Below are 13299 nucleotides of genomic sequence, written 5' to 3' on the forward strand. Positions count from 1 at the left end.
GAAACCTGACTCCTATCCTGCTTTTGTAGAAACATTGCAAATTCTGCTTACTAGAGTCTATATTAAAAAAGGAAACTGTTTGGTTGCGGAACAAGATGGAGAATTACTTGCAGTTGCCCTTTTGCAACAAAATGATTTCTGTATACTATCCTATCTACGAAATGGTGGGACAAACATTTTTCGCTACATTCGACCACAAAATCTCCTTAAATACTTTGACTTTGTAAAACGTTCCAAAAAGCATTTAGAACAATCAGGGGAGTTTGATTGGTATTTGATGGCTTTAGCTGTCAATATAGAAAGTAAGGGGCGGGGAATAGGCAGTACTTTTCTGACACAAGGGATTGAACCTTATGTCAAATCAAAAGGCTGTAAACACTTGGGACTCATAACTAGTACAGCTAGAAATACCTCATTCTACAAAAAAAACGATTATGTATTACTGGACTATATGGACTTAAAATACGGGGCAAAATCAATTGGTAACTGGGCATTTTTAAAAACAATGAATAAATTATAACAGGCCAGCAATTTACAAATCCTATTTAAATAAGGATAACTTATATTTATAAAAACCAACGTTCAAAACGTTGGTTTTCTTATCTATTTGACTGCTTCTTTCAAAGTATCTACCTTATCCAAACGTTCCCATGGAAGGTCAATATCTGTACGTCCCATGTGTCCATAAGCCGCTGTTTGACGGTAAATTGGACGCTTGAGGTCTAGCATTTGGATTATCCCTGCAGGGCGAAGATCAAAGATTTGACGAGCTGCTTTTTCAAGCTTGCTTTCAGCTACTGTTCCTGTACCAAAGGTATCGATACGAACAGAAACAGGTTGCGCAACACCGATAGCGTAGGCCAGTTGCACTTCTGCCTTCTTAGCAAGACCTGCTGCAACGATATTCTTGGCAATGTAGCGAGCCGCATATGACGCAGAACGGTCCACCTTAGTCGCATCTTTACCAGAGAAAGCACCACCGCCGTGACGAGAGTAGCCACCATATGTATCTACGATAATCTTACGACCAGTCAAACCTGAGTCCCCTTGAGGTCCACCGATTACAAAACGACCAGTAGGATTGATGAAGAATTTTGTTTGCTCATCCAAGTAAGAGGCTGGAATAACCTCTTTAATGACCTTGTTAATCACATCATTATGAATTTGTTCGTTGCTGACTTCTGGATCGTGCTGAGTTGAAATAACAACTGTGTCCACACGTACTGGACGGTCATTTTCATCATACTCAACAGTAACTTGTGATTTAGCATCTGGGCGAAGATAGCTGATTTCCCCAGACTTACGAAGTTCTGACAGACGACGAACCAATTTATGACTGAGTGAGATTGGCAATGGCATGAGCTCTTCTGTTTCATCCACTGCAAATCCAAACATGAGCCCTTGGTCACCAGCGCCAATCAGGTCAAGCGGATCTTGGTCTGCATTCCCACGAACCTCCAAGGCTTCGTTAACACCTTGAGCAATGTCAGGAGATTGTTCAACCAAAGATGGATGTACTCCTACAGTCTCAGCAGAAAAACCATATTCTGTATTGGTGTAGCCAATCTCTGCAATAGTATCACGAACCACACGGTTAATATCCACATAAGCATTTGTAGAAATTTCACCAAAAACGTGGACAGATCCGGTGTATACAGCTGTCTCAGCAGCAACGTGCGCCTCTGGATCCTTGGCTAAAATAGCATCCAAAATCGCATCTGAAATTTGGTCTGCAATCTTATCTGGATGTCCTTCAGATACAGATTCAGACGTGAATAATTTACGTTCTGACATAAAAATGTCCCCCCTTAAAAATAGTGTTATAGAGTTACAAAGTACTGATAGGTATTTTCATTTTCTAAGAGTTACAACGCAAAAGAAATAAAAACGATACTTTTTTATTTCTGAAGCTAGTAAGGCGCATAGGATGACCGCACTATAGCGGCAACCGTATGGAGCCGTCAGTCTTTGCGAATTACAAAGTACTGATAGGAAAACTCTTAGTGATAAATACCTACCATCTTATCGGGACTATATAACTTTATCATTATACCATTTTTTAGCGCAATTTGCAGTCTTTAATGTAGTGTTTCTGTTTAGATAGTTCGTTCTCATAAATAAAAAAAATTGGAGCTCAGTACTCCAACTTTTTCTATTAAAATGTTTGGCGTTTTGCTTTACGCTCTGCGCGACCGCGAGCACGATTTTCAGCGCGCTTGGTTTTGCGGCGCTTTTCATCAACCGCCCATTGAATTTTCTTCTTATAGCCCGGCTTGACTTTTTTCTTTTTCTTTTTGACCAACCCAATCATTTCAATATCAAGCTTATCCTGCTTCTTTTCACGATTGGCACGACGATCACGGTCATAGGTATCTTGGAATTCTCCATCTTTTACCATCTTCGGAGTAAACTTGATTCCTAATTTCTCCAACTCACGGATATCCGAATCATCGCTTGGTTGGTAAAGGGTAATGGCTGTACCTGGTAAGCCGTTTCGCCCGGTACGACCAACACGGTGCACAAAGAAGGACAAATCTTGCGGAATCGCATCATTGATGACATGGCTGACACCTTCAATGTCAATTCCACGCGCTGCCAAATCTGTTGCGACAATATACTCAAAATCCAGATTTTTCACCTGGTTCATGATACGTTTGCGCTCACGAGGGGCAATATCTCCATGGATTTTTGCCACCTTCAAGCCTTGAGCAGTCAGATATGAATGCAATTCATCAGCACGCGTTTTAGTGTTAACAAAAATCATTGCCAAATACGGTTGCATCAACTGAGTCAATTGGTAAATTTGAGCATTCTTATCTCGGCCCTTGGTCGAAATCAACCAATTATCAATGGTATCAGAAATGACCGTTTTGGTCTTGATTTTCTCCATAACAGGATTTGATAAGTATTTTTTCAAGAATGGTTGCAGTTTTTGTGGAATAGTCGCTGAGAAGACCATGAATTGCAGGTCTTTTGGAAGGCTTCCAGCAATCTTATCAACAGTTTCTAAGAATCCCATATCCAAGGTCATATCTGCCTCATCAACCACAAAGGTCTTAGCCTTGTGAATAGCTAGGTCACCAGACTTAACTAAGTCATAAATACGGCCAGGTGTTCCGATAACAATATGAGGCTGGTTACTTGCTAATTTTTCAATCTGGCGAGCCTTATCTGTACCACCCACATAATTAACCACACGAACTTCCACCTCTGAGTGGGCTGCAATCTGACGAGCTGCTTGGTAAATCTGAGTAGCCAACTCACGGCTCGGTGCAGTAATGACTGCCTGTACACTATCACTAGTTTCATCTAATTGCTGGAAAATCGGCAACAAGAAAGTATGAGTCTTACCCGAACCTGTTTTTGATTCACCGACTAGGTCACGACCTGCCAAAACAATAGGAATCAACTTATCTTGCACCTCTGTTGGAGTTGTAAATTTCAACTCCTCCAAGGCTTCTCTAATATAGTTTTTAAATTGAAATTTCGTAAATGACATAATATCCTCGATTCTATCTATCTTATAAATTATACCACATTTTATTCCATTTCAGTAGTCTCACTTATTTAGGCTATTTCCAGTAGCATCTCTAGTCAGAAAAAGGCTGGAATTTCATGATTCCAACCTCTTTTCATACTCAATGAAAATCAAAGAGCAAACTAGGAAGCTAGCCGCAGGCTGCTCAAAACACTGTTTTGAGGTTGCAGATAGAACTGACGAAGTCAGTAATATCTATACGGCAAGGCGACGTTGACGTGGTTTGAAGAGATTTTCAAAGAGTATCAGTTATTATTTCCAGTTTAAAATAGCATTCAAGCCATAGTGATCACTAACTTGCGGACTATTGTTGCCATCAAATACGACATGTAAATTTTCCACCGCTAACTCTTTGGTAGTAAAAACATAGTCGATTCGAAGGGGTTCTGTGTTCCCCTTCCAGCCATCAATTTCTGGTGGAACAGTATAGCTACCACTTTTCTCTTTAGCAACTTCAAATGCGTCTTGTAAGCCTAATGGACTAGCTAAAATAGCTTGGTAGCCTTCCTGACCTGCTGGATTGTTGAAATCTCCAGCAAGCAAAAGTGGCTTGTTCAATTCTTTCAAGACAGCCTCAAATCGTGCCCATTCTTCTTGGAAACCTTTATCCCACCAAGAAAGGTGGACACTGGCAACTGCAAGTTCATTACCATCGACTACAGTTTCAGCTAGAGCGACACGGCGAGTATGATAGTCTGTTGGATCATCCACATCTGAAACTAAAACTTCTCTTGCTTCAATAGGTGTTTTAGACAAGATAGCCACACCTTCATGGTAGCGGTCATAACCAATATGGTTATAGGCCCAAGTCCAGTAGTAATCTTTCCCTTGCTCTGACAACTTTTCAACCAAAAGTCTAACATAATGATCTTGATGAATCGGCTCAGCTGCTGGTAAAGCTTGATAGAGATCATTAACTTCTACCTTAGGCGAGGTGATTTCCTGATTGATTTCTTGGAAACAAATCAAATCATAATCTTTATCAAGAATATCTTCAAGCAAAAGCTGGAATTTTTCCTCGGCTTCTTTTTCCATCCAGCTATGAGTATTGAGTGTTAAAAATTTCATGCTTTTCTCCTAAAACAAGAGGTTGGAAAACAGCTTCCAACCTCAAGTGTATTACAATTCTACTTTAGCAACTGCTGTTTTAGCTGCAAGAGAACCTGTTTGTTCTAATTTAACTGATTTAATAGCTTCAGCATTTGTGAAGACAACCACTGTTGAAGTTTCACGACCTGCTGCACGGATAGCATCCAAGTCAGCTGTGACAAGAAGATCACCTGCTGCAACTTTTTGCCCTTCAGCTACATGAACAGTAAATGGTTTTCCTTCAAGACTTACTGTGTCCAAACCAATGTGAACAAGTACTTCAAGACCCGCTTCAGTCACAAGACCAAGAGCATGTTTTGTAGGGAAGATGCTTGATACAGTACCTGAAACTGGAGATACAATGTTTCCATTTGCAGGTTCTACAGCAAATCCGTCACCCATCATTTTTTGAGCAAATACTGGATCTTTTACTTGTTCCAAAGCAACAACTTGTCCGTCAGCTACTGAGTAAACTTCCTCAGTAAGACCTTTGAATTGAACAGTGTTTTGTTGCGCTTCTGTCATTTGAGTTGGAAGAGTTTCAGGAATGATTTCACCTGAATCAAGGATATCTTGGATATCAGATTTCAATACGTCCGCTTTTGGACCGTAGATAGCTTGAACTCCTTGTCCTTTCATGACAAGACCCATAGCTCCTTCTGCTTTCCATTGTTCTGCATCACCGACTTTGTCAGCATCTTTTACAGTTACACGAAGACGAGTCATACATGCATCCACATCAACGATGTTTGCACGTCCACCAAGAAGGTTGATAATGTTTACAGCTTGAGAACCTGCTGCAACTTTCACTTCGCTGCTAGCTTCTTCTGAACCTTCAGCAGTTTCGTAATTTCCGTTACGTCCTGGAGTTGCGTAGTTGAATTTTTGAATCATGAAGTTTGCGATAAAGTACATGATTACGGCAAAGAGAACAGTTACCCAGATAAAGTTAACAATATCCATACCGATACCAGCGCTAATCGCAATAGGTGTACGAGTCAAGAACTCGATTGAACCGAATGAGTGCATACGTAGGTTCACGACGTCAGCCATAGCGAAGGCCGCACCTTGAACAAGTGAGTAAACAAGATACATAGGTGTTGCTACAAACATGAACATGTATTCGATTGGTTCAGTAACCCCTGTCAAGAATGTTGCAAGAGCTGTCGCAATCATCATACCTTTATATTGATGTTTCTTATCAGCATCAACATTACGGTAGATAGCCACGATCACACCCATCAAGATACCGAATGAACCGATCATTTGTCCAACTTTGAAACGAGCTGGGTGAACAGTATCTAACAATTGTTGGTAGTGACTTGCATCAGTACCTTTGAGGTTAACAAGGTCTGTTACCCATGCAAGCCATAGTGGGTCTTGACCAAATACTTGAGTACCTTTAGCTGCACCAGTTAAAATGTCATAAGTACCACCAAGAGCTGTGTAGTTCATTGGGATAGTCAACATATGGTGAAGACCAAATGGCAAGAGCAAACGTTCCAAAGTACCATACAAGAATGGTGCAAGGATTGGAGCAGTTTCTTGTGAGTTGGCAATCCAGATACCAAAGCTATTGATACCTGTTTGAACTACTGGCCAGAAGGCAGCAAGTAGAATTGCAGCGATTGCTGAACGAAGAATAACTACAAATGGTACAAAACGTTTCCCGTTGAAGAATGAAAGTGCATCAGGAAGTTTACGGAAGTTGTAGTATTTATTGTAAGCAGTTGCCCCTACAAAACCTGAGATAATCCCTACAAACACACCCATGTTCAATGCTGGAGCTTCAAGAACACTGATGAAGTAATCAGCAACTTTGATTGAACCACCAAAGAGAGTTGTGACCATAGCATCTGGATTTTTCAACATATCTCCTGATACACCAAAGATTGTACCAGTGATACGGTTAATCAAAATGAAGGCAAGACCAGCGGCGAAAGCACCACCAGCACGTTCTTTAGCCCAGCTTCCTCCAATTGCTAGGGCAAACAAAATGTGAAGGTTACCGATAACCCCCCAACCAATTTGCTCAAGAATTCCACCAGTAACTACAAGTGGTGCAAAAGTTGGGTTAATCATTACGATAGACTTACCGATTGAAATCATCAAACCAGCAGCCGGCATAACCGCGATAACCACCATCAAAGCCTTACCGAATTTTTGCCAAAACTCGAAAGACAAGACATTTTTGAATGTATCTTTCATCATTCAAATCTCCTTTATTTTTATTTAGGCAAACGTTTTACGAAAACGTTTGCACTTAACTATGTATTAATTATACCACTTTAATTTTTTTTGTAAAGGCTTTTATAAAAAAAAGTAGACTTTTTTCTAAAATTTTTGTAGAAAAAAAGGAGATATTAAAACCTCCTCAAATATACTTCTATTTTAGATTTTCAGGAATCGGCGCATTGAAATTCCTGATCCGATTGAACCGATAAAAATTCCAATCACAAATAATAGAGCAATCATCAGTGGACTGAATATTTCTGGTGATATCATCGAAAGGTTCTGACCAACCAATGACTTATTAACCGATTGGTAAACCATTTTATAGACAATAAATACCAAAACTGATGGAAGTGTTGCTCCAAGCAAACCAATGAAGGCACCTTCAAGCAAGAAAGGCCCGCGGATATAGCCATTCTTAGCACCTACTAAACGCATGATTTGAATTTCACGGCTTCGTGAAATGATGGTGATACGTATAGTATTAGAAATCAAGAACACTGCAATGAAAATCAATAATCCCGCGATAACTAGTCCCCAGACACGAATAAATGAGGCTAACTTAAACAAGCGTTCTGTATTAGCACCACCATCTTGAACTTCTGATACACCCTCGATTTTTTTAGCCTCTTCTGCTACTGTCTTTACATCACTTGGTGTATTGGTATCAACGATATATGCATCATAGAGAGGATTGGCATCGCCTTCAAAGATTTTCCAGTTGTCCCCCATTGTTTCTGTCAACTTTTCATATTGTTCTTCTTTACTTGAAAACGTAACACTTTTAACGGTTGACATACCTTTCAAAGCATCATATACCTTATGGTAGTCGTTATTTGTAACAGTTTGACCTTCTTTTTCAATCGTCTCACTATTATCAGCTACGTCCTTACGAATGTATACCATTACTCGAACATTATTTTCAATATCTGTAGCTAGTTTAGCCGTATTAAAGATAACAGATGCAAATATTGCAACCAAGGTCAAAGTAATCATAACTGAACTGACAGCAGCTACTGTCATCCAGCCATTTCGTTTCAAACTTTTTAATGATTCAAATAAATGACGAAAAAATCTACTAATCATCGTATCCATATTCTCCTTTAGCTTCGTCACGAACGACACGGCCATTTTCAATGGCAATGACACGGTGGCGCAAGGTATTTACAATCTGACTGTTGTGGGTAGCCATCAAGACAGTTGTACCTTGGAGATTGATGCGTTCCAGCAAGTTCATAATTTCCCATGAATTATCTGGGTCCAAGTTTCCTGTTGGTTCGTCCGCAATCAATACTTTTGGATTGTTTACAATAGCACGTGCAATTGCAATCCGTTGCTGTTCTCCCCCTGAAAGTTCATTTGGGAAAGAACGAACCTTATGCTTCAATCCAACCAAGTCTAAAACTTCCATAACACGTTTTTTGATATTACGGCGGCTCTCACCAATAACTTCCATTGCATAAGCAATATTTTCATAAACGGTTTTCTTTGGTAACAGTTTATAATCTTGGAAGACAACCCCAACACTACGACGTAGGAGAGGGACATCTTTCTTTTTAATTTTAACCAGATTAAAACCAGCAACAGTTAAGCTTCCTTTTTCGATTTTTACTTCGCGGTACAATGCTCTAATAAATGTTGATTTCCCAGCTCCTGACGGACCTACGATATAGGCAAATTCCCCGGGTTCAACAGTGACTGAGACACCTCGCAAAGCAGTCGTTCCGTTGTCGTATTTTTTGACGACATCTCTCATTTCAATGATTGACATGTGAGTTCCTTTCTATCTTAGCTGATTCGCCACTTGAGGTAGGCATCGATAAAACCATCTAGGTCTCCATCCATAACCTTATCTACCTGCGAAACTTCAAAGCTAGTTCGATGATCTTTTACCATAGTATAAGGCGTGAAAACATAAGAACGGATTTGACTTCCCCATGTGATTTCCTTTTTCTCACCTTTGAGGGAATCAACTTCCGCAGCTTTCTTTTCTTGCTCCATTTGATAGAGCTTAGCCTGCAACATCTTCATGGCACGATCTCTATTTCCATACTGAGTACGATCGACTGTTGACTGGACAACAGTTCCAGTAGGAATGTGTGTCAAACGCACACCTGTTGAAACTTTGTTGACGTTTTGTCCACCAGCACCACCTGAACGGAAAGTATCCATCTTGATATCATCTTCACGGATTTCCACTTCAATGGTATCATCCAACTCTGGCATCACTTCTACAGATGTGAAAGAGGTATGGCGACGTTTAGCAGAGTCAAATGGTGAAATTCGCACCAAACGGTGTACCCCCATTTCTGACTTGAGAAGGCCATAGGCATTAGGCCCTTCAAATGATAGGGTTACTGACTTAATACCAGCTTCATCTCCTGCTTGGTAATCCAAAACTTCTACTTTAAATCCTTTAGCATTTCCATAGCGAGTGTACATACGAAGTAACATATCCCCCCAGTCCTGAGCCTCTGTACCACCGGATCCTGGATGGATTTCCAAAATCGCATTATTATGGTCATAAGGTTCTGACAAGAGCAAGGTCATCTCATAACTAGTCATCATCTTATCAAGTTCTGATAACTGTGCAACCAATTCTTCATGCACTGACTCGTCTTCTGCCAAAAAGTCTAATAAAATTTCAACTTCATCCTGCAACTCTTCCATTTTATGGAAGGTATTGTAGGTATTTTTTAATTCATTTAATTCTTGCGACGTTTTTTGAGCCGCGATATTATCGTTCCAAAAATCAGGTTCTGTCATCTTGTTTTCCAAGATGGCAATCTCTTCCTCTAGACCCTCGAGGTCAAAGAGACCCCCTGAAAGAAGCTAATTTTTCACGATTTGCGTCAATTTTCTGACGAATTTCTGAAATGTCCATAAATACTCCTTTTTTATATCGTTTTATTATACCATAATCTATCATTTCTTTCCATCTTTTGCTCTAATCCCTTGTTACACGTAAAAAGAAGCCTTTCGGCTTCCATTCTTACAAGACTTTTGCTGAAGTACGAGTAATTTCTTCTACTTGGATGTTTTCTGCTTCAAATTTTTCTTTCAAGGCTGGTAAATCAATTGATCCATCGATTTGAACTTCGATAATCACCTTACCATCTTTACGCGGAATATTGACTGTATGGGAGATATTCAAATTTTCTTCTACAATTAGAGAAACAATTTTTCCAAGAACACCAACTTCATTTTCTGTTACAAAGCGAACACGAATCCCTTCTTCTCCATAACCAGCAATTTCAAGAAAGGCTTGGAAAACGTCACGGTCCGTAATAACCCCATAGACTTGATGATTATCTACTACAGGAAGAATACCAATCTTGTTTTTTAACATCAGATAAGTTGCATCCTCAAGACTCGCATAGCCTGAAACAGTGACAACATCGCGAATCATGACATCTTTTACTTTTGTCTTATTCAGAAGATAATTCATCTCATAGATAGAAAGACTGGTTGCTTTTGATGGACTAGCTTGGGCAATGGTTCCTTCAGTTACCAAACCAACCAATTGATCATTTTCGATAACAGGCAAGCGGTGCAACCCTTGCTCTCTCATCAAATCTGCTGCATGAGATACTGTTGTATCTGGACTAATATACACTACCTTGCGGGTCATAAAATCTTTAACTGCCATGAGACTTCTCCTTTTCTATTCTTATCCCTATTATACAATCTTTTTGTAAATCTATCAAACGCTTACATTTCTTTTTCAAAATTCAGAAAAGTATGAATAAGCTAGCAAAAAGAGCTCTGAAATCGAGCTCTATGAATAAAGGTAAGATACCTTTCATTCGATTTTTTTAATTATTAGAAATTCATCTTTCAGTGTAGGTGTAGATTTGTTTGCAATCTAAATATGCCGACTAAAATAATCCACTGGATTCTGATGATTGCTTCGCAATCTTCATCTGCTGACTAAAAAGGTCCCCCGGACTATAATGATGATTACTTCGTAATCTTCATTTGCAACCTAAACTAGTCTCCCAGACTAGTTTAGCCACCTAGATATGCTTTTCTGACTTCTTCTGATGAAGCGAGTTCTTTTCCTGTTCCTGATAGAACGATTTTCCCTGTTTCCAGTACATAGCCTCGGTCAGAGATTGCGAGTGCTTTATTGGCATTTTGTTCAATCAAGAGGACAGTTGTCCCTTGCTTCTGAATATCTTGAATGATATCAAAAATCTCTTGGATAAAGATTGGGGCAAGTCCCATTGATGGTTCATCTAAAAGAAGAAGTTTTGGTGTTGACATAAGAGCGCGTCCCATGGCAAGCATTTGTTGTTCTCCTCCTGAAAGAGTAGCTGCATCTTGGTTCTTGCGTTCTTCAAGACGAGGAAAGCGTGAGAAAACTTTCTTCAAGTTGGCTTGATTTTCTTCACGGTTTTTCTTTAAGAAAGCTCCCATTTCAAGATTTTCCATAACAGTCAAGCCAGGAAAGACGTGGCGTCCTTCTGGAACTTGTGAAAGACCACCTGCCACGATTTTTTGAGCTGGCATTTTTTGGATTTCTTGACCTAAAAATTCAATCTTTCCTGAACTAGGTCTAACCAAACCAGACAAGGTGCGAAGAATGGTTGTCTTACCTGCACCATTGGCACCGATAAGGGAAACAACCTCTCCTTCATTTACTTCAAAGCTTACATCACGGACTGCTTGGATCATACCGTAATGCACAGAAAGATTATCAACTTTTAACATAGACATTAGGCTTCACCTCCTAGATAAGCTTCGATAACGCGTTTATTGGTCTTAATTTCGTCTGGAGTTCCTTGAGCAATTAAACGACCATATTCAAGTACGTAGATGCGTTCTGTTACTTCCATGACCAGATTCATATCGTGTTCAATCAACATGATTGAAATTTTAAATTCATCTTTGATACGACGAATTAACTCAGTCAATTCTGCTGTTTCCTGTGGGTTCATCCCTGCTGCTGGTTCATCTAAAAAGAGAATTTTAGGTTCCGTAGCAAGGGCACGAACAATTTCCAAACGACGTTGTTGTCCGTAGGCGAGGTTTTTAGCAAGAGTTTCTGCATCACTATCTAAATCAAAGATTTTAAGCAATTCCAAGGCTTTAGCCTTTAATTCTTTTTCACTCTTGTAAAAAGCTGGTAAGCGCAAAAAACTAGCAAAAACATGTTGTTTGTGATGGTTGCCAAAAGCAATCAAAACATTGTCCAAAACTGTTAAATCTTTAAAGAGACGGATATTTTGGAAAGTACGTCCAAGTCCCAAAGAGGCAATCTTATAAGGTGCCTTTCCATTCAAAAGGTGACCATCTAAGGTAACTGTTCCCTCACTTGGTTCATAAACACCCGTCAAGAGGTTGAAAAGGGTGGTTTTACCAGCTCCATTTGGACCGATTAGTCCAACCAGTTCCCCTTCGTTCAATTCAAGAGTCACATCTCCAACAGCTGTTAGACCGCCAAAATGTTTGGTTAACTGTTTTACTTCAAGTAATGCCATTAGTTTTGTTCCTCCTTCTTAGATTTTTTAAAGAAACGTGATAGGCTCAATTCCCATGTTCCAAGGAGTCCACCTGGTCTGAAAATCATTACCAATACCAAGGCCAAAGCGTAGATAATCATACGCACGCTAGCAACATCTTGGAGAAGCATATTCAAAATTCCAAGGACAATAGCTGAAACAATGGCACCTGTAATTGAACCAAGTCCACCAAATACAACAATAATCAAAACGTTGATTGAGTTGATGAAAGTGTAATCTTTCGGTACAACTGAACCGATAAATCCTGCCTGAAGTGACCCTGCAATACTTGCAGTAATGGCACCAAAGACAAAAGCGATAATTTTAATTCTAGTCGTATTAACCCCAACTGACTCAGCAGCAATTTCATCCTCACGAACAGAGAGGGTTGAACGACCAATTGGACTACGCAAGAAGTTCAAGGTTGCAATGGTTGTAATCACGGCAAAGAAGTAAACCATTTGCCAAGTTGTAAAGTTAGGAATTCCCAAGATACCTGCCGCACCATTTGTAATGCTTCCACCATTGATGATAAAGATACGGATAATTTCAGATACACCAAGAGTCGCTACTGCAAGATAGTCTCCCTTCAAGCGCAAGGTTGGAATTCCGACAAGTAAGGCAACTGCTCCTGAAAGCAAAGCCCCTACCAGCATAGCTCCAAAGAAGGCACCGTAGGTTGGTGATTTAGAACCAATAATAGCAGCGGCATAGGCACCAATCGCCATGAAACCTGCATGCCCAAGTGAAAATTGTCCTGAAAAACCAACGATTAGGTTGAGACCAACAGCCAGAATAATATTAATTCCAATTTGTTGTAAAATCTGTACATAGAATAGATTGAGTACACCGACTGAGACCAGTATACTAATCAAGCCATAGCCAGCTAACAAAAGGAGTAACCATAGAATATTAACTTTTAAATTTTCCTTCATC

The 13299-nt window shown here is 39.8% G+C and carries 12 protein-coding genes; 1 reads left to right on the forward strand and 11 read right to left on the reverse strand.

All coding sequences use genetic code 11. The features are described 5' to 3' along the window. The coding region (locus tag HMPREF2701_RS09160; protein WP_070482821.1) for a GNAT family N-acetyltransferase at positions 1 to 520 on the forward strand (520 nt) is incomplete at its 5' end. Between the two features lie 83 nt (positions 521 to 603). Here HMPREF2701_RS09160 and metK read toward each other — a convergent pair. The 11 genes from metK to HMPREF2701_RS09220 all read right to left on the reverse strand — a co-directional run bounded on the left by metK (position 604) and on the right by HMPREF2701_RS09220 (position 13298). Beyond that, a complete protein-coding gene (gene metK / locus HMPREF2701_RS09165) occupies positions 604 to 1794 on the reverse strand; it encodes a methionine adenosyltransferase (protein WP_033681393.1) in 1191 nt (396 codons plus the stop codon). A gap of 361 nt (positions 1795 to 2155) precedes the next feature. Then, positions 2156 to 3499: a DEAD/DEAH box helicase gene (locus HMPREF2701_RS09170; RefSeq protein ID WP_061589833.1), complete on the reverse strand. Its 1344-nt coding sequence runs from the start codon at positions 3497 to 3499 to the stop codon at positions 2156 to 2158. Between the two features lie 291 nt (positions 3500 to 3790). Continuing rightward, positions 3791 to 4606: an endonuclease/exonuclease/phosphatase family protein gene (locus HMPREF2701_RS09175; protein ID WP_061589834.1), complete on the reverse strand. Its 816-nt coding sequence runs from the start codon at positions 4604 to 4606 to the stop codon at positions 3791 to 3793. Between the two features lie 51 nt (positions 4607 to 4657). Further along, positions 4658 to 6838, reverse strand: coding sequence for a PTS transporter subunit IIBC (locus HMPREF2701_RS09180; RefSeq protein WP_081109260.1), 2181 nt, complete (start codon positions 6836 to 6838; stop codon positions 4658 to 4660). A 180-nt stretch (positions 6839 to 7018) separates the two neighbouring features. Further along, positions 7019 to 7945, reverse strand: a complete 927-nt coding sequence (gene ftsX / locus HMPREF2701_RS09185) for a permease-like cell division protein FtsX (protein WP_042751472.1) — start codon at positions 7943 to 7945, stop codon at positions 7019 to 7021. Further along, positions 7938 to 8630 carry a cell division ATP-binding protein FtsE gene (gene ftsE, locus HMPREF2701_RS09190; RefSeq protein ID WP_004263501.1) on the reverse strand — a complete coding sequence of 231 codons (693 nt, stop codon included), beginning with the start codon at positions 8628 to 8630 and terminating at the stop codon, positions 7938 to 7940. The genes ftsX and ftsE overlap by 8 nt, the downstream gene beginning before the upstream one ends. A gap of 17 nt (positions 8631 to 8647) precedes the next feature. Further along, a protein-coding gene (prfB, locus tag HMPREF2701_RS09195) for a peptide chain release factor 2 (protein WP_148130525.1) occupies positions 8648 to 9743 on the reverse strand; the annotation gives its coding sequence in 2 pieces (ribosomal slippage) (positions 8648 to 9670 and positions 9672 to 9743; 1095 coding nt in all). A gap of 108 nt (positions 9744 to 9851) precedes the next feature. Continuing rightward, on the reverse strand, positions 9852 to 10508 hold the full coding sequence (locus HMPREF2701_RS09205) for a CBS domain-containing protein (RefSeq protein WP_000268669.1): 657 nt from the start codon (positions 10506 to 10508) through the stop codon (positions 9852 to 9854). Positions 10509 to 10867: 359 nt separating this feature from the next. Next, positions 10868 to 11578: an ABC transporter ATP-binding protein gene (locus tag HMPREF2701_RS09210; RefSeq protein WP_000062200.1), complete on the reverse strand. Its 711-nt coding sequence runs from the start codon at positions 11576 to 11578 to the stop codon at positions 10868 to 10870. Continuing rightward, positions 11578 to 12342, reverse strand: coding sequence for an ABC transporter ATP-binding protein (locus HMPREF2701_RS09215; RefSeq protein ID WP_061589835.1), 765 nt, complete (start codon positions 12340 to 12342; stop codon positions 11578 to 11580). Before HMPREF2701_RS09215 ends, HMPREF2701_RS09210 begins: the two co-directional genes overlap by 1 nt. Continuing rightward, a complete protein-coding gene (locus tag HMPREF2701_RS09220; protein WP_061589836.1) occupies positions 12342 to 13298 on the reverse strand; it encodes a branched-chain amino acid ABC transporter permease in 957 nt (318 codons plus the stop codon). Before HMPREF2701_RS09220 ends, HMPREF2701_RS09215 begins: the two co-directional genes overlap by 1 nt. Position 13299 lies beyond the last annotated feature (1 nt).

This window comes from Streptococcus sp. HMSC077D04 (assembly GCF_001808785.1).
GTDB classification, from domain to species: Bacteria; Bacillota; Bacilli; order Lactobacillales; family Streptococcaceae; genus Streptococcus; species Streptococcus mitis_BX.